We start from the raw sequence: 26,050 nt of genomic DNA, 5'->3' as shown, positions 1-26,050 counted from the left end.
GGCTATTTTGTTTTATACCTCATCAATTCGGGTAGTTAGCTATCAAAAAGGTACTGAGGATGTGAATGCTATATGAAACGCATTGCCGCCGTGTTAATACTACTGATCGTTACCGTGGGCACACTCTTTTTCGCCTATGAAAGCGAGAGTGAGGAACAACGGGACGGATTTACCGCTTATAGATTAATCGCCCACGCCATGGGCAGCATTCGTGATCAACCATATACCAACGCCTATGAAGCGATGATTGCCAATTACGAGAAAGGCACACGTGTTTTTGAGATCGACTTTATGCTGACCTCGGATCGCAAAGCCGTAGCCAGACATGAGTGGACCGCTAATATGAGTAAAATGCTAGGACAGGACCAAGAGCTTCCCGAGGAAAAACAGGCCGGGGCGTTGACACATGATGAATTCATGGATACGCCAATCTTGGGCATGTACCAACCCATGGATGCCGATGGCATTATAGATGTACTGGCTCAGTACCCGGATATGTATATCGTAACCGACACCAAGGAACAGAAGGATGAGGATATACAGCAGGTGTTAAGATCCCTCGTGGATGCAGCCAAAGAACATGATCCATCCGTGCTGGATCGAGTGGTTGTACAGATCTATAACGAACCGATGCTTGAAACGGTGAAAGAAGTCTATGCATTCCCTTCCATTATCTATACGTTATATGCCACACAGGATACAGAAGATCAGGTTGTTGATTTTGTACAAAAAAATGATATTGATGCCGTGACTATGCCGGAATATAAAGTAAACCAGAATTTCGTCGCCAAGCTGAATAGTGCAGGCTCAGTCACCTACGTGCATACTATCAATGACACTGAACAGGTGGCTAACTATGAGAAATGGGGCGTGTACGGGGTGTACTCGGACGTGCTGACGGAGCAGGAGTTGGATGAGATGAATACACGTTTTGCCTGGAAACCGTAAAAATTCATGTTTTTCTGTTCCCCTTTTTATACGAACATTGACACTCACTGTCTGCTGACTTAGACTTAGTTTACAAGCTTTCTAGGATGCAGAAGAACCTCTGGAGGAATGTTCGTTGATAGACATGATTAAGCAGTGGAGACATGTATTTAAGCTTGACCCGGACAGGGAGATTACGGACGAAGAACTCGATCTGGTCTGCATGTCGGGGACCGATGCGATTATCGTCGGCGGATCTTCCGGAATTACTTATGATAATACGGTAGACCTGATGTCCCGTGTGCGTCGTTATGAGTTGCCATGTGTGCTTGAAGTATCTGATCTGGAGGCTGTTGTTCCCGGCTTTGATGGATATCTGATCCCAATGGTCCTGAATGCAACGGACAGCAAATGGATGATTGGGCACCACCAGCAAGCCATAGAGCGTTATGGTTATCTTATCCCTTGGGATCTGCTGATTGCCGAGGGTTATATTGTGCTTAATGCAAACTCCACGGTAGCGCGGTTGACTGGTGCAGATACGGATCTGACGACAGGAGCTGCCGTGGCATATGCCCAGGCAGCGGAGCGTCTGCTCAATCTTCCAATCGTATACATGGAGTACAGTGGAACGTTCGGAGATATGGAGCTTGTTGGTGAGACACACAGACAATTGGAGCGGGCACACCTTATCTACGGCGGTGGAATTGATGATCCGGAGAAAGCCACGCAAGCTGCCCAGGTGGCAGATACCATCGTGGTAGGTAACATTGTGTATAGCGATTTGACTAAGGCACTTGAGACGGTGTTGGCTGTAAAAGGTACCATTTAATCGGTTTAGTTTACCATTCCCCCATTTTCCCCTTATGATCTGTTAAAATAGAACTTTGCCCTTACTAATTAAAGCAGTTATATGAGCGTATGTCGTTTACACGAGAACGAAGAGGAGAGAAGTGAGCTGACGAAGCGATGCGTTCGCCTTTATTCCCGGATTTTCACCTCTTACCAACAATTCGTATAGAGGAACTATGTTTACACAGAAACGGAGAATGCAGAAGCAATCTGAAGAAACGAAGTGTTCTCTCTTGTGATTTCAACTACCCTTAATTATAAGTTAAACTATTTTTACACGAGAACGAAGAGGTCAGAAATAAGCTGGAGAAGCGGAGCGTGCGCCTTTATTCCCGGATTTTCACCTTTGAAAAGTAGATCGAAAAATCCGGGAATAACAGCGATCGGAAGATTATTCTGTCATCGTAGTGACGAGTGTAAACGATAGCTCACTTATACCGACCAACCAACGAAAGGAGCATGCATGCATGCAACCTGTAAATATACATGATGCCGTTGCACGGCTTAACACCCCTCAACGGCAAGCCGTCGAGGCGACGGATGGCCCGCTGCTGATCATGGCCGGAGCAGGCTCAGGCAAGACCCGGGTGCTGACACACCGGATTGCCTACCTTATTGCAACACGGAAAGCACCCCCGTGGGGCATTTTAGCGATTACATTTACGAACAAAGCCGCTCGTGAGATGCAAGACCGGGTATCCCAACTCGTAGGTGGATCTCAGGGCCGCGACATTTGGGTATCCACATTCCACTCCATGTGTGTGCGAATTCTGCGTCGTGATATTGAACGTATTGGCTTTACCTCCAACTTCAGTATTTTGGACTCATCGGACCAATTATCTGTAATTCGCAGTTGTATGAAAGATCAGAATATTGATACCAAGAAATTCGAGCCGAAAGCAGTTCAATCGATGATGAGCACGGCTAAGAATGAACTGATCAGTCCGGAGCAATATGAGAAGCAAGCAGGAGACTATTTCGAGGGTATTGTAGCGAAGATATATAAGATGTACCAGAAACGGTTAAGAGCCAACAACTCACTTGATTTTGATGATCTCATTATGCAGACTATTCAACTGTTCAAGGAAGTACCCGAAGTCCTCGACTTTTACCAAAAGAAATTCCAGTACATTCACGTGGACGAGTATCAGGATACGAACCGTGCACAGTACATGCTGTGCCGCATGCTCGCTGACAGTCACCATCGCATCTGCGTTGTAGGGGATAGTGACCAATCGATCTATCGTTGGCGTGGTGCGGATATCAGCAATATCCTGAACTTTGAGAAAGATTACCCTGAAGCAAACACGATTTTGCTGGAGCAGAACTATCGTTCAACTTCCAATATCCTAAATGCAGCGAATGAAGTGATTGGCCTGAATACAGGGCGTAAACCGAAGAAACTGTGGACGGATAAGGAGGGTGGTTCGAAGATCAAGGTGTACCGTGCGGATTCCGAACATGATGAGGGGTATTTTGTTACCTCCGAGATTAGTAAAAATGTGAAGAACGGCAAATCCTATCAGAACCATGCCATTTTGTACCGTACTAACGCCCAGTCCCGGGTTATAGAGGAAATTTTGATCAAGTCTGATATTCCGTATCAGATTGTCGGCGGCATCAAGTTCTATGATCGTAAAGAGATCAAGGACATTCTGGCGTATCTGCGCCTGTTATCCAACCCCGACGATGATATCAGCCTTACCCGGATCATTAATGTACCGAAGCGTAGCATTGGTGATACAACAGTAGCGAAGCTGGCGGCTGCGGCAGGAGAGCGTGGAATTTCCATTTTCCGAGTACTGCAGGTCGTGGATGATCTTGGTTTTGCTGGACGTACGCGTAATGCGCTCGTGGAGTTCTATGACATGATCGCTGCGTTGCATCAGATGGTAGAATATCTGTCTGTAACTGAATTAACCGAGAAGATACTTGAGATGAGCCAATACCGTCTTGAGATGCAAAATGAAAACACACTCGAATCCCGTGCACGGCTGGAGAACATTGAAGAGTTCCTGTCGGTAACGATGGAATTTGAGAAAAATAATGAAGACAAAACGCTCGTATCGTTCCTCACCGATCTTGCATTGATTGCTGACATCGACAGCATGAACGATGATGAAGAGGATCAGAGCGACGCTGTTACCCTGATGACCATGCACAGCGCCAAAGGTCTGGAGTTCCCGGTGGTCTTTATCGTGGGTATGGAGGAAGGCGTCTTCCCTCACAGCCGGGCCTTTATGGATAATGAAGAGCTGGAGGAAGAACGCCGACTTGCTTATGTGGGGATTACTCGTGCAGAAGAGCAACTTTTCCTGTCGTGTGCCCAGATGCGTACCTTGTTTGGACGTACCACAGCGAATCCGCCTTCCCGCTTCCTGGACGAAATTCCGGATGAGCTGAAGGAAGACACTTCCATGGCTCGTGATCGTTACCGCCGCGGAAGTAGCGGAGGCGGCTCATATGGTGGACGTGGGTTAGGTTCTAGTGGAGGAAGCAACTTTGGTGGTGGCACCAAGCTCTTTGATCACCAAAGCAAGAGTGGTTCATCTGCTACCTCATCCACGCCAACTTCGCGTGTGACCACGAGTACTTCTCGCCCAACATACTCTACGCCATCATCTGCTTCCAAGCCGGTGGCTTCTAATGGCGAAGCAGGATTCAAGGCAGGAGATAAAGTGCAGCATGGCAAATGGGGGACAGGCACGATTGTTGCAGTAAAAGGGACTGGTAATGATACCGAACTGCAGATTGCCTTCCCGGCTCCGGTTGGCGTGAAACGTCTGCTTGCCGGTTTTGCCCCGATTACGAAAGTGGAATAAGAACGAAACCTCCTTTTGCACGATAACGGAGAGTACAGAAATAACTTGAAGAAGCATGGCTTTCGCCTCCCCGGATTTCCACCTTTTAAAATGGATTAAAAGAAATCAGGGGATAACAGCGATCGGAAAGTTAATCTGTTATCGGAGTTCACGTGCAATAGGAGTGTTCGTTCTACATATATAGATCAATTAACGGAGGGATGGCCCTGTATGGACCCGATGCACCGGATGGAGCAACTCGTTACCGAGCTGAACCAGCATAATTATCAGTACTACACGATGGATCAGCCACAGATCAGCGATAAGGAGTATGATCTTCTGTACGATGAACTGGTTACGCTGGAACAGGAAAGCGGCATGGTTCTGCCTGATTCTCCAACACAGCGTGTGGGCGGCGAACTGCTCAAGGGGTTTACCCCACATCGCCATTTATCCTCATTATGGAGTCTGGACAAAGCGCAGAATATTGAGCAGTTGCGCAGCTGGAATACCCGTGTACTGAAACTGATTAACGACTATAACAGTAAAAATCCGGATACGCCTTTACCGGAACCAGGTTATGTCATTGAGTTGAAGTTTGACGGATTGACGCTGAACCTGACGTACACCAACGGTGAGTTGGTACAAGCCTCTACGCGTGGTAACGGTACTGTAGGTGAAGGTATTTTGGCACAGGTGAGAACGATCCGATCCGTTCCGCTCAAAATTCCTTATACAAGCGGTACGATTGAAGTACAGGGTGAAGGCATTATGAACCTGTCTGTCCTGGATCGATACAATGAGACGGCAGCAGAGCCACTCAAGAATGCGCGGAATGCAGCAGCAGGAGCGCTGCGTAACTTGAATCCGAAAGCGACGGCTGAGCGTCGGCTGAATGCTTACTTTTATAACGTGGGTTATTCGGATGACATTCAGTTTGCCAATCATCAGCAGATGATGGATTTCCTGCGTGAGAACCGCTTCAAAGTTAATCCATCGATTACTTATTTCCATGAGTTTGATGATGTAATGGAGCAACTGGCCGCCATTCAGGAGAACCGGGGTCAATTGGACTATCTGATCGATGGAGCGGTTATTAAAATTACGGACATGCGCACTCGCGAGGTGTTGGGTTATACCGATAAATTCCCTCGCTGGGCGGTGGCATATAAATTCGAGGCAGAAGAGACCACGACAGTTCTTAACGCTGTGGTATGGAATGTGGGCCGTACTGGCAAAGTAACTCCGCTGGCACGCGTAGAACCGGTTGAACTTGCCGGGGTAACGGTACAGAACTGTACGCTGAACAATGTCGGCGATATTGAGCGCAAAAATCTGAAGTTCGCTCTGGGTACACGGGTCTTTATCCGTCGGTCCAATGACGTCATTCCTGAAATTCTGGGCAAAGTGACGGAGGAGAGTGATGGCGAGGAGATCGTCTTCCCTGAGCAGTGTCCTGCATGTGGATTCCCACTGGAGCAACGCGGAGCGCATCTGTTCTGTAACAACAGACTTGCGTGTAAACCGCAAACGGTGGCACGTATTTCCCATTTTGCTTCCCGTGATGCCATGGACATCGAGACGTTCAGTGAGAAAACGGCGATTCAGTTGTATGATGAATTGAACGTACGTGAGCCTGCCGACCTGTATACGTTACAGTTTGATGATCTGGTGAAGCTGGAGCGGTTTGGGGAAAAGAAAGCGAACAACCTTATCGCTGCGCTTGAGCTTAGTAAAGATAGAGACTTGGCTTCCTTCTTATACTCACTGGGTATTCCGAACACAGGTAAATCTACAACGCGCATGCTGGCTGATCATTACCGAGATCTGCACGCCATTATGAATGCAACCGTGGAAGAACTGGTTGAACTACCCGATGTCGGTGGTATTGTGGCAGAGAGCATCGTAAACTTTTTTGCAGATCCGTTTACACAGGCTGCAATTGAGAAAATGCTCAACTTGGGTGTGAAAGCTCAGGCACCTGAGGCGCCAGCCGTTGCTGTTGTGGAAGATTCCTTTTTCAGTGGTAAAACGGTCGTCTTGACCGGAACGCTGCACCAATTGACGCGGGAAGAGGCGACGCAAAGACTGGAAGCGCTCGGAGCGAAGGTGACTGGCAGTGTGTCGAAAAAGACAGATCTGGTTATTGCCGGAGAGAAGGCAGGTAGTAAATTGACCAAAGCTCATGATCTCGGTATTCCAACGATCGAGGATGAGGACGAACTTGTACGTCTTTTGAACCCACAGGGTTAGAGGATAAATGAACAAAAGATTTCATATAAGAAAGCCCCCGAAGACACGAATATGTGATCGGGGGCTTTTGCTGTTTATTGAATTATTTGCTACAACGATGAACACTTACCGATCTTATTTTATCTGATCATGATCCACTTAAATTGTTAGGGATACGTTGAGATGCGCCTGTAAGCCATGCATCCTTATCATACCCTCGCTCTTCCCAGTAACCGATATGTTCGCTGTCGATGAGTTCAATGCGATTTAACCATTTTACTGATTTATAGGCATACATCTGAGGAATGACGAGCCGTACCGGACCGCCAAGATCAGCCGGGATGGGTTTGCCATCATGCATGACAGCGACCATAATATCCTCCATTTGTGCTTGATCCATCGTAATCGCATCTGTATATACACCATCACCGGAATAAAACTTCACACTATGAGCTTCCGGTTTGACCCCGGCTTGTTTCAAAAGCTGTGCAAGAGAAATGCCTTCCCAGGTATTCTTATATACAGACCAGCCCGTTACACAGTGGAAATCACTAACCTGTACGGTACGAGCGAGCTTCACGAATTGTTCCCAGTTCCATACCTGTGCCCGTTCAACCAACCCATCAATGCGAAAAGACCAGTTAGCATTGGAGAAGGACGGTATGGGCGTAACCGTATATACGCGGAAATGACCTTCAGCTCCGCCTCCAATGGGAGGTGAAGAGGCAGACAGCGGTTGTGGCAGAGGAACCATACGGTTAGGATCGTTCTCCAGCATGCTATCAATACTATTATCGATCTTGAGATTTCGTCCTACCCAGGATATAAAAGTAGGTCCAAGAGTCACGGCGAGACCAACCCCCACAGCAGAACGGATGAAAGCTCGTCGTGTATACAACGGTTGAGGTCGCTCCTCAGATTTGAGGGGATCTCTCTCGGAACTGCGATCAAACTGTGAAGAAGATATAGCAGCCGGAGTTTCTTTTTCATCCGATATTGAATCAGATGGATCAGCTGTATTTTGAGTTTTTGTTGAAGTTGTAGTAGTTTTAACCGCACGACGTGCAGGGTCCTTTAACCATTTGGTCCGAGTGATGGAGTGATAGATAATATAAGGTAAGCCCACCCAAGTCAGCAGGTCATGGATCAAAAGTGCAGCATTCGACCATCGAGGTCCAGCTAGCTTGAACTGCCATAACACAATACCCGAGAGTAGCCAGCCTACCAGCAGCGCAAGAACAAAGATGGTGTTCACCCTTTGCCAAGGTCTATTACGAAGCTGTTTCCAGTGCTTTCCGGCCAAAATCAAGTAATATACTACGGGTGCCAGCATAGCTAGCCCAACGATGATATGTAGCCATTTTAACCAGACACGACCGATCCCGAGTATCTCTCGCCAAAAGCCGCCTACCAGCATAAGACCTGATATAGCAAGGATCACAACAATCCAGGCATTCCAAGCATGGATGGAAACCAACTTTTTGCCATAACCTTTGCGCATGTTCTTCAACCATTGTTTCAAGTGCGATCACCCCATATAGGTTAGTAATGAGTTTATTCAGAACTTTAATATGTAATAGCCAACTGCAAATGGAGTGCGTTATCGGTGTAAAGGTACTTATACGAGACGATTAACGATTGTTCATAACTACGTATGAAGAAGTACACTTGATTGCTTAGCCTTATCTCTATATCTATATACCTTATTATAGAGTTTTTGGATCACTTTCTTCAAACCAACAGGAGGGCAGGGCTCATTATCCCAATCGGGCACTCTAGCTGTCTTTCATCTAGATCCTTATTACGTATGGTTTTAGAAATCAATATTATAGAAAGGACATGTTTCTTGGATATAAAGTAGCCTTTAATAGGGTTCCATTTTTGTTTCAGATATTGTGCTAATGTGCCGCATATAGGCTGAAGGCAAGATAGCGTTGTTGAAGATTTATATAATATCAAATGGTAGATTAAAAATGCTTGCTAAATAAATCGCTACATGATATATTATTTCTTGTCGCTTCAAACGAATGATTGTCATAATCATTTGAAAGGTGACGAAAACAAAGTGTTGACAGTAAGTTAGTTAACATGATATGATAAGATTCCTGTCTGGTTGACAAACATCAACATAAACGGACATACAAGTTCCTTGAAAACTGAACAAATGGATAGTAACTTTTGATTCACAATGAATCGTCAGATTCAAAATGAGCTTATCGCTCTTTTCAATACTTTATTGGAGAGTTTGATCCTGGCTCAGGACGAACGCTGGCGGCATGCCTAATACATGCAAGTCGAGCGGACTTGATGGGAAGCTTGCTTCTCTGATGGTTAGCGGCGGACGGGTGAGTAACACGTAGGCAACCTGCCCTCAAGTTTGGGACAACTACCGGAAACGGTAGCTAATACCGAATAGTTGTTTCCTTCGCCTGAAGGAAACTGGAAAGACGGAGCAATCTGTCACTTGGGGATGGGCCTGCGGCGCATTAGCTAGTTGGTGGGGTAACGGCTCACCAAGGCGACGATGCGTAGCCGACCTGAGAGGGTGATCGGCCACACTGGGACTGAGACACGGCCCAGACTCCTACGGGAGGCAGCAGTAGGGAATCTTCCGCAATGGGCGAAAGCCTGACGGAGCAATGCCGCGTGAGTGATGAAGGTTTTCGGATCGTAAAGCTCTGTTGCCAGGGAAGAACGCTTGGGAGAGTAACTGCTCTCAAGGTGACGGTACCTGAGAAGAAAGCCCCGGCTAACTACGTGCCAGCAGCCGCGGTAATACGTAGGGGGCAAGCGTTGTCCGGAATTATTGGGCGTAAAGCGCGCGCAGGCGGTCATTTAAGTCTGGTGTTTAATCCCGGGGCTCAACCCCGGATCGCACTGGAAACTGGGTGACTTGAGTGCAGAAGAGGAGAGTGGAATTCCACGTGTAGCGGTGAAATGCGTAGATATGTGGAGGAACACCAGTGGCGAAGGCGACTCTCTGGGCTGTAACTGACGCTGAGGCGCGAAAGCGTGGGGAGCAAACAGGATTAGATACCCTGGTAGTCCACGCCGTAAACGATGAGTGCTAGGTGTTAGGGGTTTCGATACCCTTGGTGCCGAAGTTAACACATTAAGCACTCCGCCTGGGGAGTACGGTCGCAAGACTGAAACTCAAAGGAATTGACGGGGACCCGCACAAGCAGTGGAGTATGTGGTTTAATTCGAAGCAACGCGAAGAACCTTACCAGGTCTTGACATCTGAATGACCGGTACAGAGATGTACCTTTTCTTCGGAACATTCAAGACAGGTGGTGCATGGTTGTCGTCAGCTCGTGTCGTGAGATGTTGGGTTAAGTCCCGCAACGAGCGCAACCCTTATATTTAGTTGCCAGCACTTCGGGTGGGCACTCTAGATAGACTGCCGGTGACAAACCGGAGGAAGGTGGGGATGACGTCAAATCATCATGCCCCTTATGACCTGGGCTACACACGTACTACAATGGCCGGTACAACGGGCTGCGAAATCGCGAGATGGAGCCAATCCCAACAAAGCCGGTCTCAGTTCGGATTGCAGGCTGCAACTCGCCTGCATGAAGTCGGAATTGCTAGTAATCGCGGATCAGCATGCCGCGGTGAATACGTTCCCGGGTCTTGTACACACCGCCCGTCACACCACGAGAGTTTATAACACCCGAAGTCGGTGGGGTAACCGCAAGGAGCCAGCCGCCGAAGGTGGGATAGATGATTGGGGTGAAGTCGTAACAAGGTAGCCGTATCGGAAGGTGCGGCTGGATCACCTCCTTTCTATGGAGAATCGTTTCCTGCAACGGAAACATTCAAATAAGCAGGTTCTTAGAACCTGCAACAGCAACACAGTTACTTATCCATTTGTTCAGTTTTGATGGAATTTGAGGGGCCATAGCTCAGCTGGGAGAGCGCCTGCCTTGCAAGCAGGAGGTCAGCGGTTCGATCCCGCTTGGCTCCACCAAACAATTTCATCTATTTGGCTTGTTCTTTGAAAACTAGATATCGAAACGAAACAAACGCGAATTAGAACATTCCTTTAAGCTGAACTTGTGCAAACAAGTCAAGTGTATAAAGGTAGTTAAATTGCTTTTGTGATGGTATCGGGTGAGAGCGACTTTTGGATTTGGACGCAGTCCAAACCAAGGGAAGCGAGCGACCGAAACCGGAACAAAATGGTTAAGCTACTAAGAGCACACGGAGGATGCCTAGGCGCTAGGAGCCGATGAAGGACGTGGCGAACAACGAAACTGCCTCGGGGAGCTGTAAGCAAGCTTTGATCCGGGGGTGTCCGAATGGGGAAACCCAGCTGGGGTAATTTCCAGTTACTCATAACTGAATACATAGGTTATGTAGAGGCATACCAGGGGAACTGAAACATCTAAGTACCCTGAGGAAGAGAAAACAATAGTGATTCCGTCAGTAGCGGCGAGCGAACGCGGAGAAGCCCAAACCAGAGAGCTTGCTCTTTGGGGTTGTGGGACGTCTCACATGGAGTTACAAAGGAACCGGTTAAGCGAAGAGGTCTGGAAAGGCCCGCCAAAGAAGGTAAAAGCCCTGTAGTTGAAAGTCTGTTCCCTCCGAGACGGATCCCGAGTAGTGCGGGGCACGTGAAACCCCGTATGAATCCGGCAGGACCATCTGCCAAGGCTAAATACTTCCTAGCGACCGATAGTGAAGCAGTACCGTGAGGGAAAGGTGAAAAGCACCCCGGAAGGGGAGTGAAATAGAACCTGAAACCGTGTGCTTACAAAAAGTCAGAGCCCGTTTTAGGGGTGATGGCGTGCCTTTTGTAGAATGAACCGGCGAGTTACGTTCCCGTGCAAGGTTAAGGTGAAGAGCCGGAGCCGCAGCGAAAGCGAGTCTGAATAGGGCGACTTAGTACGTGGACGTAGACCCGAAACCGGGTGATCTACCCCTGTCCAGGGTGAAGGTGCGGTAACACGCACTGGAGGCCCGAACCCACGCATGTTGAAAAATGCGGGGATGAGGTGGGGGTAGCGGAGAAATTCCAATCGAACTCGGAGATAGCTGGTTCTCCCCGAAATAGCTTTAGGGCTAGCCTCGGAAAACAGAGTCGTGGAGGTAGAGCACTGATTGGGTGCGGGGCCCGCAAGGGTTACCAAGCTCAGTCAAACTCCGAATGCCATAGACTTACTTCCGGGAGTCAGACAGTGAGTGCTAAGATCCATTGTCAAAAGGGAAACAGCCCAGACCATCAGCTAAGGTCCCCAAGTGTGTGTTAAGTGGGAAAGGATGTGGAGTTGCACAGACAACCAGGATGTTGGCTTAGAAGCAGCCACCATTGAAAGAGTGCGTAATAGCTCACTGGTCGAGTGACTCTGCGCCGAAAATGTAACGGGGCTAAACACACCACCGAAGCTATGGCTTGATGCTTTGCATCAGGGGTAGGGGAGCGTTGTATAAGGGTTGAAGGTGTACCGTAAGGAGCGCTGGACATTATACAAGTGAGAATGCCGGTATGAGTAACGAAAAGATCAGTGAGAATCTGATCCGCCGAAAGCCTAAGGGTTCCTGAGGAAGGCTCGTCCGCTCAGGGTAAGTCGGGACCTAAGGCGAGGCCGAAAGGCGTAGTCGAAGGACAACAGGTCGAAATTCCTGTACCACCGTAAGCCGTTATGAGCAATGGGGGGACGCAGTAGGGTAGTGACGCGGACTGATGGATGTCCGTCTAAGCAGTAAGGCTGATGTGTAGGCAAATCCGCACATTGTAAGGCTGAGCTGTGATGGGGAGCGAAAATTGTAGTAGCGAAGGTCATGATCTCACACTGCCAAGAAAAGCCTCTAGCCAGGTGAAGGTGCCCGTACCGCAAACCGACACAGGTAGGCGAGAAGAGTATTCTAAGGCGCGCGGAAGAACTCTCGTTAAGGAACTCGGCAAAATGACCCCGTAACTTCGGGAGAAGGGGTGCCCCGGTAGTGTGAATAGCACGAGGGGGCCGCAGTGAAAAGGCCCAAGCGACTGTTTAGCAAAAACACAGGTCTGTGCGAAGCCGTAAGGCGAAGTATACGGGCTGACGCCTGCCCGGTGCTGGAAGGTTAAGGGGAGTGGTTAGGGAGTAATCCCGAAGCTGTGAACCGAAGCCCCAGTAAACGGCGGCCGTAACTATAACGGTCCTAAGGTAGCGAAATTCCTTGTCAGGTAAATTCTGACCCGCACGAATGGCGTAACGACTTGGGCGCTGTCTCAACGAGAGATCCGGTGAAATTTTAATACCTGTGAAGATGCAGGTTACCCGCGACAAGACGGAAAGACCCCATGGAGCTTTACTGCAGCTTGATATTGAATTTGGGTACGATCTGTACAGGATAGGTGGGAGCCTTTGAAACGTGAGCGCCAGCTTGCGTGGAGGCAACGTTGGGATACCACCCTGATCGTATCTAGGTTCTAACCTGGTACCGTAATCCGGTGCGGGGACAGTGTCAGGTGGGCAGTTTGACTGGGGCGGTCGCCTCCTAAAGAGTAACGGAGGCGCCCAAAGGTTCCCTCAGAATGGTTGGAAATCATTCGAAGAGTGCAAAGGCATAAGGGAGCTTGACTGCGAGACCTACAAGTCGAGCAGGGACGAAAGTCGGGCTTAGTGATCCGGTGGTACCGCATGGAAGGGCCATCGCTCAACGGATAAAAGCTACCCTGGGGATAACAGGCTTATCTCCCCCAAGAGTCCACATCGACGGGGAGGTTTGGCACCTCGATGTCGGCTCATCGCATCCTGGGGCTGAAGTAGGTCCCAAGGGTTGGGCTGTTCGCCCATTAAAGCGGTACGCGAGCTGGGTTCAGAACGTCGTGAGACAGTTCGGTCCCTATCTGTCGTGGGCGTAGGAAATTTGAGAGGAGCTGTCCTTAGTACGAGAGGACCGGGATGGACGTACCGCTGGTGTACCAGTTGTTCCGCCAGGAGCACCGCTGGGTAGCTATGTACGGACGGGATAAACGCTGAAAGCATCTAAGCGTGAAGCCCCCCTCAAGATGAGATTTCCCAGTATGTAAGACCCCTTGAAGACGACGAGGTAGATAGGCTGGGGGTGGAAGTGCAGCAATGCATGGAGCTGACCAGTACTAATCGGTCGAGGGCTTATCCAATAGCAAGTGATAATTCGCATGTTTCGTTTCGAATCTAGTTTTCAGAGAACGATCTCTGAAATGTAAGCTATGCGTTTGGTGGCGATGGCGGAGGGGTTCCACACGTACCCATCCCGAACACGACCGTTAAGCCCTCTAGCGCCGATGGTACTTGGACCGCAGGGTCCTGGGAGAGTAGGACGCCGCCAAGCGAAGAACCACTGCCGATGTTATTCGGTGGTGGTTTTTATTTGTTTATTTTAGGGGATGCGAGAGCATCTCTTATTTGACTTTGTAGGAATCCTCTGACACACTCAAAGGGGTACATATATCATATATCAGGCCATGAATTGGATTGATAATAACTCTAGCGAATGGGGTGTAGGACGACATGGAAATTCAAAAATTGACGGTAAACGATTTTGAACCGGCGATGGCACTCTCCGAATATGCTTTTCAAGTAGTAATGAGTGATGAACAAAAAGAAAGTCGACGGAGTCAATTTTCGTCACAGGATATATGGGGTGTATATGAGGACGGGCAGCTAGGCGCCAAACTTCACATTATCCCTTTTCAAACCTATATTCATGGCAGATCGTTCGAAATGGGCGGTATTGCGGGTGTAGCCACCTGGCCAGAGTATAGACGCAAAGGCTGGGTAGCGGGTCTGCTGAAGCATGCGTTGGAAGAAATGAATCGTAACAAACAAAGTATATCGTTCTTGCATCCATTCTCTTTTGGTTTCTATCGGAAGTATGGATGGGAGACTTATGTTGAATTTAAACGTTATAAAGTACCTACAGCTCATTTGCCTCTGAAAAAAGCGACACCGGGAACAATTCGGCGTGGGGATCCGGGCCTCAGCATATTAAAGGAAGTATACAGTGCTTATGCTGAGCGTTATAACGGAACTCTGGTTCGGGATGATGCAAGGTGGGAAAATTCGGTTCTTGTTAATGGGAGCAGCCAGAAGGCTGTATATTACGATGAATCTGATGCAGCACAAGGTTATCTTTTATATGAGGTTAAGGAAAATAAGTTTACCATTAAAGAGATCATCTATCTGAATGAAGAGGCTAGACAAGGGCTGTGGACCTTCATTGCCAATCATGATTCCATGATCCAGGAAGTTACGTTGCAGGCACCTGCCAGTGATACGCTTGCTTTCCAATTGGATAACCCACGGATTCAGCAAGAGATCGTACCTTATTTTATGGCGCGTATCGTTAGTGTAGAGCAGTTTATATCCCAGTATCCATTTGCAAGCCAGGACTCACCGGTGCAGATTGTTCTACAGGTAGAGGATACCCACGCTCCGTGGAATGAAGGAGTATGGCAATTAAACGTAGCGATGAATGGAACAGCGTCCATATGGAAAACTTCGGAGCCAATTACTGATGATCAGACTATTAAGTTAGATATTCAGTCCCTTACTGCAGTGATGATGGGATATCGCAGACCAACGGAAATGGCACGAATGGGAAGAATTCACGGACCGAACACAGCAATCAAGGCTTTGGAACAGGCGATTCCTGAACGGGAAACCTATTTACTCGATTTCTTCTGATAACCTATTCACCATTGCTCCATTTAACTGGATGAGCTTATATAGAAATACGACGTAATTGAAAGACAAATGGACTTCTCCAGCAATTTTGGGGAGGTTTTTTTGTGTCTGGGGAATATTTCGTGTAAAATCGTAAAAAATGAATAGTGACCCCACTTGGCAAAACCACAAAATATGCTATAATGGTTATAAAGTCAAAGAAAGTCAAAGTCAACTAAAGGTTTAATACTTAAGTAGCTTTCTTTCAACAATCTGATGCATGATCGCCAATATACGGGATTCATCTCATCGGAGGATCAAGGGAATATTAAAGGACCTTCGTGCTTCCTTCGCTCTCCTGTTGATACCTGTGGAAGCAAGATTCGCTGTTTTCCTGATTGGTTAAATGGGTAGAGAAGGTGTACTCTGTGGGGGCGTGTGGGTCCTTATTGACTTAACGTTTCAGACAGTGGAGGATGATTGGATGCGTAATATCTCTGATATTATCGAACGATATCTGAAGAGTATTTTGCATGAAAGTCCCGAAGGAATGGTTGAAATTCAGCGTAATGATCTGGCAGATCAATTCTCATGTGTACCTTCCCAGATCAATTATGTCATCAGCACACGTTTTACACTCGAGAAGGGATACCTGGTAGAGAGTAAACGCGGCGGTGGTGGTTATGTTCGCATACAGCGCATTGAATTACCGGCCCAATCAGCTCTGCATAATCATTTGCACCATAGTATTGGTGAAGAGATCGGGCAGACAGCTGCCGAAGGTTTGATCTATCAATTGGAAGAAGCACGCTTCTTGAGCAAGCGGGAAGCCGGGTTGATGCGAGCTGCTGTATCTAGAGAGGTTATATTAGTCAAACTTCCTTACCGGGATCAAATTCGTGCCAGAATGTTGAAGGCGATGTTAATATCTTTGCTCGGTAAATGAAAACTATCGGGGTCAAAGGAGGTACATCAATATGCTGTGCCAAGAATGCAATAAACGTCCGGCGACACTTCATTTTACGAAAATCGTAAATGGAGAGAAGACGGAATTCCATATTTGTGAGTCATGTGCCCGTGAAAAAGGGGAAATGATCCCTGGAACAGCAGGCGGGTTTTCCATTCACAACTTGTTGTCCGGATTGCTTGATTTTGATCCAGCCAGCAAAAGTGGATCGGCAGGAACACCACCTGCAAAAGCACTTCAGTGTGAAGAGTGTGGTATGACGTACTCACAATTCAGCAAGATAGGCCGATTTGGCTGCAGTTCATGTTATAAATATTTTGACAGCCGTCTGGACCCTTTGTTCAAGCGGGTTCATGGTAGTACGTCCCATGTAGGCAAAGTGCCTGCACGAGCTGGTGGTCGCATCAAGGTGAAACGGCAAATCGCTGATCTGAAGCGTGAGCTCCAGGAGAGCATCGCGCAAGAGGAATTTGAAGAGGCGGCTCAGATCCGTGACCAGATCAGAGGACTTGAAAAAGGAATAGCTCAGGAGTAAAGTTTGTCATGAGTAGGAGGGATGCGTAATGCCTAATCTGCGCTTTACAGAGAAGGCGCTCAGCGACTGGATGCGCAGTGATGCGGCTGATTCCGAAATTGTCATTAGCAGCCGTGTCCGGATTGCACGCAACCTTCAGCATGTTCCGTTTCCGATGCTGGCTTCCAATGAGCAATCGGAAGAGGTGCTGAATAAGCTGAGCGAAGTACTTCAATACGATGACGTTCATGCCTTTGGGGATTTTCATACGTTGGATCTGATCGATATTGACGAACTCGACAAACGGGTGCTGGTGGAGAAACATCTCATCAGTCCAAGTCTTGCGAATGAATCCAGGAATGGTGCGGTTATTCTCAGTGAGGATGAGTCGGTCAGTATTATGATTAATGAAGAGGATCATCTTCGTATCCAGTGCCTCTATCCGGGGTTCCAGGTGAAAGAAGCCTGGGAGAAAGCTTCCGCAATAGATGATGCTTTTGAAGCGCACGTGGACTATGCTTTTGATGATCGCAGAGGATACTTAACCAGTTGTCCTACCAATGTAGGTACAGGTGTTAGAGCATCGGTTATGATGCACTTGCCTGCCCTAGTGATGACGCAACAGATAGGCCGTATTCTAACCGCAGTTTCCCAAGTGGGATTAACTGTAAGGGGGATATATGGTGAAGGCAGTGAGGCGATGGGTAACCTGTTCCAGATCTCGAACCAGATTACATTGGGACAGACCGAACAGGAAGTCATCGAGAACCTGCATGGTGTTGTATTACAGATGATAGGTCATGAGCGTACAGCCAGAGAACGGTTAATTACCGACTCCAGACTTCGGATTACGGATCGTGTCATGCGTTCTTACGGCATATTGTCTCATGCAGCTATTGTTGATTCCAAGGAAGCTGCACAGCGCTTATCGGATGTACGCCTTGGCGTGGATCTCGGCTTACTGGATGGATTGTCCATCACGGTAATGAATGAGTTGAATGTGATGACACAGCCGGGATTTTTGCAGAAAACATTCGGGGAAGATATGCGCACAGATGAGCGTGACATCTATCGTGCTCAGTTGATTCGTGATACGATCAATGCAGCGAAGCAGTCCTAGCTTAGCCTGATATTGTATTGAATTATGGTTTCATGCCGCATTGCGGCTTTTATATAATAAGGCATGTACGAATGCCAAATGACTTTATTCGCAGCACGGCTGCAAACAAAAATGATATGAAGAATACGACGGTTATTTTATTACATGACCCTCGTTTTATCCAAAACCATGGAGGTGCAGGAGATATGATGTTTGGAAGATTTACGGAACGGGCCCAAAAGGTGCTCGCACTCGCGCAGGAAGAAGCTGTCCGTCTCGGTCATAATAACATCGGTACTGAGCATATTTTGCTCGGCCTCATTCGTGAAGGCGAAGGCATCGCTGCCAAAGCACTGATCGGCCTGGGACTCGGATTGGAAAAAATTCAGGATGAAGTAGAAACGCTGATTGGCCGTGGCCAAGAGCAACCTACCAACATTGCATATACGCCACGTGCGAAAAAAGTAATTGAACTGTCTATGGATGAAGCTCGTAAATTGGGCCATACCTATGTAGGCACAGAGCATATCCTGCTCGGATTGATTCGTGAAGGCGAGGGTGTTGCAGCACGTGTGCTCAATAACCTGGGTATCAGCCTGAACAAAGCACGTCAACAAGTGTTACAGTTGCTTGGCAGCAGTGAAGCTGTATCCAGTCACAATGGAACACCTGCCAATGTCAGCACACCAACACTGGACAGTCTGGCACGTGACCTCACGGCTTACGCCAGAGAGAATAACCTTGACCCAGTCATTGGGCGTAGCAAAGAAATTGAGCGTGTCATCCAAGTGCTCAGCCGTCGTACCAAGAACAACCCGGTATTGATCGGTGAGCCAGGTGTAGGTAAAACAGCGATTGCTGAAGGTCTTGCACAAAAAATCATTGCAAATGAGATTCCGGAAACATTGCGCGACAAACGTGTAATGACCCTGGATATGGGTTCAGTAGTCGCTGGAACCAAATATCGTGGTGAGTTTGAAGATCGTCTGAAAAAAATCATGGATGAGATTCGCCAAGCAGGTAACATTGTCCTGTTTATCGACGAATTGCATACTTTGATTGGTGCAGGCGGAGCTGAAGGTGCCATCGATGCTTCTAACATTTTGAAACCGGCTCTGGCCCGTGGAGAACTGCAATGTATCGGTGCGACAACACTGGATGAATATCGTAAATACATCGAGAAGGATGCAGCGCTTGAGCGTCGTTTCCAACCGATTACTGTAGATCAGCCTTCTCCGGAAGAAGCGATTCAAATTTTGCATGGCTTGCGTGACCGTTATGAAGCGCATCACCGCGTGAAAATTACGGACGAAGCGATTGTACAGGCGGTTAAACTGTCTGACCGTTACATCACAGACCGTTTCCTGCCAGACAAAGCGATTGACCTGATTGATGAGGCGGGTTCCAAAGTAAGATTGAACTCTTACACGATCCCACCAAACCTGAAACAACTGGAAAGCCGTCTGGAAGATATCCGTAAAGAAAAAGACGCTGCAGTTCAAAGCCAGGAGTTCGAAAAAGCCGCAGCGCTTCGTGATACGGAACAAAAAATCCGTGAAGAGCTGGATGTAACGAAGAATCAGTGGAAAGAAAAACAAGGTCGCACGGATTCTGAAGTAACACCTGAGGATATCGCACAAGTGGTAGCCAACTGGACAGGAATTCCGGTGAACAAGCTAAAAGAAGAAGAGACACAACGTCTGATGAATCTGGAATCCATTCTGCATGAACGGGTCATTGGCCAAGATGAGGCTGTGAAATCGGTCAGCCGTGCGGTTCGTCGTGCTCGTGCGGGACTTAAAGATCCAAAACGTCCGATGGGTTCATTCATCTTCCTCGGTCCTACTGGGGTAGGTAAAACAGAACTTGCTCGTGCTCTGGCTGAAGCAATGTTCGGTGATGAAAATGCAGTAATCCGGATTGATATGTCTGAGTATGGTGAGAAACATTCAACTTCCCGACTCGTCGGAGCGCCTCCAGGATATGTTGGATACGAAGAAGGTGGCCAGCTGACAGAGAAAGTTCGTCGCAAACCATACTCTGTAGTCCTGCTTGATGAGATCGAGAAAGCACACCCAGAAGTATTTAATATCTTGCTGCAAGTGCTTGAAGATGGTCGTCTGACGGATTCCAAAGGTCGCGTTGTTGACTTCCGGAATACGCTGATTATCCTGACATCCAACGTGGGTGCCGAAGCGATCAAACGTAACTCTACACTTGGTTTCACAGCGGTTGTGGATGCAGGTGCGGATTACGATAACATGAAGGGTAAAGTTATGGATGAGCTGAAGAAAAGCTTCCGTCCAGAGTTCCTTAACCGGATTGATGAAATTATCGTATTCCACTCTCTGGAACAAAAACACATTGCAGAGATTGTTACCCTCATGAGTGAGGAACTTCGCAAACGGCTGCGTGAATACGAAGTTGACTTCGAACTCACCGACAATGCGAAGGACTTCCTTGCCAAAGCCGGCTTTGATCCAGCTTACGGTGCACGTCCGCTTCGTCGGGCAATTCAGAAGCATATCGAGGACAAATTGTCTGAAGAGTTGCTCACAGGTAACGTAACCAAAGGGGATTCATTGCTCATCGACGAAGAGAACGGTGCACTGTCTGTTACGAAAAAAGACGTGGTTGTTCCTTCGAATGAGGAAATCGAAACCAAATAATATACAGCAAGCACTGGAGTTAAACTTCAGCTTGTATTAATCCTTAATCCTTCTCGGCTTCGGCCGGGGAGGATTTTTTGCACTTTGGACAGAAGACGGACATGATTATGTCAGGAACATGTGTAAAGTTTGCGATAATCCTTTACGAAAAATCTCAAACAATGGTAAACTTTTAGTAACCCTGCACGTCAGGGAGTTTGGGTGAAATTCGTCGAATAATGCAAAATGCTGTTATAAAACTAAATTATAGGAGTGCTGAAGTGGCCAAAGTTAAAACCAAGTTTCAATGTACGGAATGCGGCTATGAAGCCCCCAAGTGGTACGGTAAGTGTCCGGGTTGTCAGTCATGGAATTCAATGGTGGAAGAAACAGAGACGGTGGTCAAAACACAAGGGAGAAATTCTCCTCTGTTTGACAGTAAAGATAAACCGCTTCCTATCATAGATATAGATAGCGGTCAGGAACCGCGTGTACAGACTGGAATCGGAGAGTTGAACCGGGTATTGGGTGGCGGAATCGTTCCAGGTTCACTCGTTCTGGTGGGCGGAGATCCGGGTATCGGTAAATCAACGTTGATGTTGCAGACGTCTCATGCTTTAACGCACTCGGGTTTGCGTGTGTTATATGTTTCCGGTGAGGAATCAGTCAAGCAAACCAAATTGCGGGCAGACCGTCTCGGGGCACTCTCTGCCGAGTTGTATGTGCTGTGTGAAACCAATATGGAACGTGTGGAGGAAGCGGTGGATCAGATCCAGCCGCATTTTCTTGTCATCGACTCCATTCAGACGGTATATCTTCCCGAAGTTACCAGTGCGCCGGGTAGTGTAGCACAGGTAAGGGAATGTACGTCAAGGTTCATGCGGATTGCCAAAGGCAGAGGCATTGCAACGGTTCTTGTGGGGCATGTTACCAAAGAAGGTGCCATTGCCGGTCCGCGTATGTTAGAACATATGGTGGATTGCGTGCTTTATTTTGAAGGAGAACGGCATCATACGTATCGCCTGCTGCGTGCGGTGAAGAACCGTTTTGGTTCAACCAATGAGATTGGCATTTTTGAAATGGGCGAGGATGGACTTCGTGAGGTGGGCAATCCGTCCGAACTCTTTTTGTCAGAACGCCCACTGGGTGTAGCGGGTTCAACGGTAGTTGCCAGTATGGAGGGGACACGTCCTCTGCTCGTGGAATTACAGGCGTTGATCTCGACTACCCATTTCCCTTCTCCCCGCCGTATGGCAACAGGGGTAGATCTGCATCGATTAAATCTGATTATTGCAGTGCTGGAGAAACGGATGGGCATGTTTTTACAGACCCAGGATGCGTATCTGAACGTGGCTGGTGGAGTACGGTTGGATGAGCCCGCTGTAGATTTGGCGGTTGCTGTCAGCATTGCATCCAGTTTGAGAGATGTACCGACCAAGCCGGATGACGTCATCTTTGGCGAGATTGGTCTGACAGGTGAGGTTCGAGCCGTATCACGGGCCGAACAACGAGTGAAGGAAGCCGCGAAGCTGGGCTTCAAACGAGTCATTTTACCGGAAAAAAGCTTAAAGGGCTGGAAACATCCTCGCGGGATACAACTGATCGGTGTGAATACCGTGGCAGATGCACTAGCGGTTGCTTTAGATTAGGGGGCATAACAAGATGAAAGATTCGAGCCAACTGGATAATATGAATGAATTGTTAAGGCTGATCGCACCAGGTACACCTTTCCGCGAAGGTCTGGAAAATGTGCTGCGCGCCAAGACGGGCGCACTGCTTGTTGTAGGATACAGCCCTGAAGTAATGGAAGTGGTGGATGGGGGATTCTCGATTAACTGTGATTTCTCCCCGAACTACCTGTACGAACTCGCCAAGATGGATGGAGCCATTATTCTTAGCGAGGATTTGAAGCGTATTCTTTACGCCAATACCCAGTTAATCCCGGACTCTTCGATCTCTTCATCAGAGACGGGGATTCGTCACCGGACGGCAGAGCGTGTAGCAAAGCAAACGGGTAAATTGGTCGTATCCATATCACAGCGCCGGAATATCATTACCTTGTATCAGGGAACACTTCGTTATTCCCTCAAGGAAATCGGGGTTATTTTGACCAAAGCAAATCAAGCGATTCAAACCCTGGAGAAATACAAAGCGGTATTAACACAGTCCCTTACAAATCTGAGTGCCTCTGAATTTGAGGAACTGGTGACGATTCCTGAAGTGGTCAATGTAATTCAGCGTACCGAAATGGTCATGCGGATCAAAACGGAAATCAAACGATATATTCATGAACTCGGGAATGAGGGACGACTCATTTCCATGCAAATGGAAGAACTCGTGGGTACAACGGAAGAAGAAGCCTGGTTATTGTATAAGGACTATGCTCGTGACGACAGTGATGACAAAATCCGTGAAATTATCGTGGGACTGAAAAGATTGTCGGACGATGAGTTGCTGGATGCACATCATATTGTCCGTCTTCTCGGCTATCCTTCATCAGCCGCTACTTCTGAGGATTCGGTTGCACCTCGTGGATTCCGGGTATTAAATAAGATCCCCCGCCTGCCCAATGTCATTATCCATAACCTGGTGGATCAATTCGAACAATTGCCTCATGTTATTATGGCTACAATTGAAGAACTGGACGAAGTGGATGGTATTGGTGAAGTTCGTGCCCGGACCATTAAGGAAGGCCTCAAACGTTTGCAGGAGCAGATGTTTATCGACAGACAGATGTAAGGGTTTGCCTATATAAAGGCTTGAAATGGATGAGGTGAAACAACGATGCTAACCAGATTCATTCCGAATCTCTTTACCCTGGGTAATCTGTTTCTTGGAATGATGGCAATTTTGCTTGCGATTGATGGGAATTACAGTTTGGCTGCCATTATGGTCATTGTAGCGATGCTGCTGGATGGTCTGGATGGCCGAGTGGCACGTGCACTCAATGCCCAAAGCGAATTCGGCAAGGAACTTGATTCCTTGTCTGACATGGTTTCTTTTGGTGCAGCACCAGCCCTGATCATATTTATGGTGTCGTTTCAAGATTCGATGCCGATCCTCGCCTGGATCGCAACAGCGGCTTTTCCGATCTGTGGAGCCATTCGTCTTGCTCGGTTTAATGTTCGTCCGGGAATCCCCGGTTACTTCACAGGTCTGCCGATTCCCGCAGCCGGTGGGGTGCTGGCTACACTGTCCTTGTTCAATAAGGATATTGGCCCGGTTAGCATGATGATTGCTACATTGCTGTTATCGTATCTGATGGTGAGTTCGCTTAAATATCCCAATTTCAAAAAGGTCGGTTTGCCACGCAAGGCAATCTGGATTGCACCGTGGGTTGTGTTATTTGCCATAGCCGTAGCCGTTATTTTTCCGGAGCAGTTATCCAAATTGATCTTTATTCCGCTGGTGTTATACGCCCTGTATGGAATGAAGCATAATGTGCGAACAGCGGCCTCGCGTAGTCGGGCGAAAAAGCGCAAGGATGAGAAATCTTCCCGTCCTTCCGATCGTTAAGTCGCCTTGGGGACAGACACTATACAAAGAAAGCACGTACTCTCCTGAACTGGAGAATGCGTGCTTTTTGTTTATTCAGATCTATTTACAGTAAAAGAAACCCTTGCGGACGACATGCATATCTTCTTACGACAGATTAAACATCCCTAACGTTGAACACTTCTGTGATTCGTGATTTACGACCTCTTCCATGTTAATGTCCAGTAGATTACAGAGAGCCGACATGTAGAACAGGTTCCGCCCTAGCTCAGAGCTGATGACCTCTCTGCAGTTCTCACACAACTCACCTTCCACATGCGTTTCCAGCAGGCCCTTGGTTTGAGCGATATCGCTCTCCGGGGCATATTTCTGCTTGGTGGCGTGCAGCTCGATGCAGCCGCATTCGGTAATGGCTTTGGACACGGCACGGTTAACAGACGCTCCGGCTTGTCCCGTTTTGGACAGTACATCAATCAGGCTGCGATGACGCAGCAACAGTTCAGAAACTTGATCCTGGAAAGCCTGTAAACTTAGCGTACTCATTTTGCCACTCACCTCGGGATATGAATTGAATTCATTATATGCCAATAATTTACCTACTTTCAACTGACGATTGCAACATTTCCAAAAAGTTCTTCCAGATGGGATTAGCAATTCAGGAATTGGATCATACTGGATATAAAGATCGAGATACATTGAAGGAGGTGCAGGGACTAATGTGGAAAAAAGGCATTTTAACTTTTACAGGATTGTGCGGTGCATGGTTCGGCTACACGGCATATCATCTGGCAGGAAAATCGGTCCCATGGATAACTGAGTGGATTCAGTCAGCAGGATTACTGGGAGCTGGTATATCAACGCTGCTGGGAGCTGTAATGTTTATGGCTGTATGTAATATTGGTGGAACATTGATGGCAGACAGGCTGCATAGTGGGATCAATTCATTGGCGAAAGTACCTATGAACGAATTGGCTGCAGGTGCCGCAGGTACCGTTGCTGGGTTGCTGGTGGCTTTGTTGCTCTACCCTGTTGTGAGATGGATGGGGACGGCAGGAGAAGTGCTGCAAGTGGCGCTGACGGTGATTAGTGCTTATTCCGGTTATGCCCTTGCCATGGCAAAGAAAGACGATCTGGGGGCCTTCTGGATGTCTGGACGATGGGGTCATCCCGAGGTGGACGAGGATAGACGGATGGAAGAACATAAAATTCTGGATACCAGTGTTATTATTGATGGGCGTATCGCTGATATATGCAAAACCGGATTTATTGAAGGCACGATCGTAATTCCGGAATTTGTTCTGGAGGAGTTACAGCACATTGCCGATTCATCGGATCTGCTCAAGCGGAACAGAGGACGGCGTGGACTGGACATTTTGAACAAAATCCAGAAGGAACTTGATGTAAAAGTCCTGATCTACGAGGGGGATTTCGAGGAAATCTCCGAGGTGGACAGCAAACTGGTTAAATTGGCTAAAGTGCTTCAGGGTAAAGTGGTCACCAATGACTTTAACCTGAACAAAGTGTGCGAACTTCAGGGCGTATCTGTGTTGAACATTAATGATCTCGCCAATGCGGTTAAGCCAGTTGTTCTGCCAGGTGAGGAGATCATGGTGCAGATCATCAAGGATGGTAAGGAGCATGGTCAAGGTGTAGCCTATCTGGATGATGGCACAATGATCGTTGTGGAGGGCGGACGCGAGTATATCGGCATGATGATGGAAGTGCTGGTGACCAGTGTGCTGCAGACTTCAGCGGGGCGAATGATTTTTGCCAAGCCGAAACTGTTGGAAAAAGCCCAATAAAGCGGTATGATGGGTAGTGTATCGTTGAATGATATTGTATATCTTTGGACGATAAACTGACAGACAAGGCAGGGATT

General features: G+C 47.8%; 15 protein-coding genes, 1 tRNA gene and 3 rRNA genes. 17 read left to right on the top strand and 2 right to left on the bottom strand.

Annotation, left to right across the window (positions count from 1 at the left end; translation table 11 throughout):
- Positions 1–72 precede the first annotated feature (72 nt).
- From NZ043_RS05945 to ligA, 4 genes are all read left to right on the top strand, one after another.
- Complete coding sequence (locus NZ043_RS05945) at positions 73–948, top strand: phosphatidylinositol-specific phospholipase C/glycerophosphodiester phosphodiesterase family protein (RefSeq protein WP_249912618.1); 876 nt, start codon at positions 73–75, stop codon at positions 946–948.
- 115 nt (positions 949–1,063) lie between these two features.
- Positions 1,064–1,759 carry a heptaprenylglyceryl phosphate synthase gene (locus NZ043_RS05940; protein WP_339310981.1) on the top strand — a complete coding sequence of 232 codons (696 nt, stop codon included), beginning with the start codon at positions 1,064–1,066 and terminating at the stop codon, positions 1,757–1,759.
- Between the two features lie 487 nt (positions 1,760–2,246).
- Positions 2,247–4,601, top strand: coding sequence for a DNA helicase PcrA (gene pcrA, locus NZ043_RS05935; RefSeq protein WP_062837066.1), 2,355 nt, complete (start codon positions 2,247–2,249; stop codon positions 4,599–4,601).
- A 210-nt stretch (positions 4,602–4,811) separates the two neighbouring features.
- The gene (gene ligA / locus NZ043_RS05930; protein ID WP_047840609.1) at positions 4,812–6,833 is read left to right on the top strand and encodes an NAD-dependent DNA ligase LigA; all 2,022 of its coding nucleotides are present in this window, start codon (positions 4,812–4,814) and stop codon (positions 6,831–6,833) included.
- Positions 6,834–6,960: 127 nt separating this feature from the next.
- Here the strand turns inward: ligA and NZ043_RS05925 are convergent, their stop codons facing one another.
- On the bottom strand, positions 6,961–8,334 hold the full coding sequence (locus tag NZ043_RS05925) for a molybdopterin-dependent oxidoreductase (RefSeq protein ID WP_339310978.1): 1,374 nt from the start codon (positions 8,332–8,334) through the stop codon (positions 6,961–6,963).
- A gap of 711 nt (positions 8,335–9,045) precedes the next feature.
- Here NZ043_RS05925 and NZ043_RS05920 point away from each other — a divergent pair.
- The 12 genes from NZ043_RS05920 to pssA all read left to right on the top strand — a co-directional run bounded on the left by NZ043_RS05920 (position 9,046) and on the right by pssA (position 24,192).
- Positions 9,046–10,598, top strand: a 16S ribosomal RNA gene (locus tag NZ043_RS05920).
- Positions 10,599–10,706: 108 nt separating this feature from the next.
- Positions 10,707–10,782: transfer RNA gene (locus tag NZ043_RS05915), tRNA-Ala, on the top strand.
- Between the two features lie 213 nt (positions 10,783–10,995).
- Positions 10,996–13,923 (top strand): 23S ribosomal RNA (locus tag NZ043_RS05910).
- Positions 13,924–13,997: 74 nt separating this feature from the next.
- A 5S ribosomal RNA gene (rrf, locus tag NZ043_RS05905) occupies positions 13,998–14,114 on the top strand.
- The 16S, 23S and 5S rRNA genes sit together here with 1 tRNA gene alongside, the layout of an rRNA operon.
- Positions 14,115–14,293: 179 nt before the next feature.
- The gene (locus tag NZ043_RS05900; RefSeq protein ID WP_339310976.1) at positions 14,294–15,469 is read left to right on the top strand and encodes a GNAT family N-acetyltransferase; all 1,176 of its coding nucleotides are present in this window, start codon (positions 14,294–14,296) and stop codon (positions 15,467–15,469) included.
- 463 nt (positions 15,470–15,932) lie between these two features.
- A complete protein-coding gene (locus NZ043_RS05895; RefSeq protein WP_036607135.1) occupies positions 15,933–16,394 on the top strand; it encodes a CtsR family transcriptional regulator in 462 nt (153 codons plus the stop codon).
- A 31-nt stretch (positions 16,395–16,425) separates the two neighbouring features.
- Positions 16,426–16,950 carry a UvrB/UvrC motif-containing protein gene (locus tag NZ043_RS05890; RefSeq protein ID WP_091039155.1) on the top strand — a complete coding sequence of 175 codons (525 nt, stop codon included), beginning with the start codon at positions 16,426–16,428 and terminating at the stop codon, positions 16,948–16,950.
- Between the two features lie 28 nt (positions 16,951–16,978).
- Positions 16,979–18,049, top strand: coding sequence for a protein arginine kinase (locus tag NZ043_RS05885; RefSeq protein ID WP_036607140.1), 1,071 nt, complete (start codon positions 16,979–16,981; stop codon positions 18,047–18,049).
- A gap of 185 nt (positions 18,050–18,234) precedes the next feature.
- Positions 18,235–20,697 (top strand): ATP-dependent Clp protease ATP-binding subunit, encoded by a 2,463-nt coding sequence (locus NZ043_RS05880; RefSeq protein ID WP_062836200.1) that lies wholly within the window; start codon positions 18,235–18,237, stop codon positions 20,695–20,697.
- Between the two features lie 260 nt (positions 20,698–20,957).
- Positions 20,958–22,325 (top strand): DNA repair protein RadA, encoded by a 1,368-nt coding sequence (radA, locus tag NZ043_RS05875; protein WP_036671578.1) that lies wholly within the window; start codon positions 20,958–20,960, stop codon positions 22,323–22,325.
- A 13-nt stretch (positions 22,326–22,338) separates the two neighbouring features.
- A complete protein-coding gene (disA, locus tag NZ043_RS05870; protein WP_062836168.1) occupies positions 22,339–23,415 on the top strand; it encodes a DNA integrity scanning diadenylate cyclase DisA in 1,077 nt (358 codons plus the stop codon).
- A 45-nt stretch (positions 23,416–23,460) separates the two neighbouring features.
- Positions 23,461–24,192 (top strand): CDP-diacylglycerol--serine O-phosphatidyltransferase, encoded by a 732-nt coding sequence (gene pssA / locus NZ043_RS05865; protein WP_017692048.1) that lies wholly within the window; start codon positions 23,461–23,463, stop codon positions 24,190–24,192.
- A 126-nt stretch (positions 24,193–24,318) separates the two neighbouring features.
- On the opposite strand, the gene NZ043_RS05860 is transcribed toward pssA, so the two are convergent.
- Entirely contained in the window at positions 24,319–24,714 is a 396-nt protein-coding gene (locus NZ043_RS05860) for a hypothetical protein (protein ID WP_017692049.1), read from the bottom strand.
- Positions 24,715–24,887: 173 nt separating this feature from the next.
- Here NZ043_RS05860 and NZ043_RS05855 point away from each other — a divergent pair, with 173 nt between their 5' ends.
- Entirely contained in the window at positions 24,888–25,973 is a 1,086-nt protein-coding gene (locus tag NZ043_RS05855) for a PIN/TRAM domain-containing protein (RefSeq protein WP_339310974.1), read from the top strand.
- The last annotated feature ends 77 nt before the right edge of the window (positions 25,974–26,050 follow it).

It is taken from the genome of Paenibacillus sp. FSL k6-2145, from assembly GCF_037976585.1.
Classification (GTDB): Bacteria; Bacillota; Bacilli; order Paenibacillales; family Paenibacillaceae; genus Paenibacillus.
The sequence above is the reverse complement of the archived record's forward strand: the minus strand, read 5'-3'. Positions and strand labels throughout refer to the sequence as shown.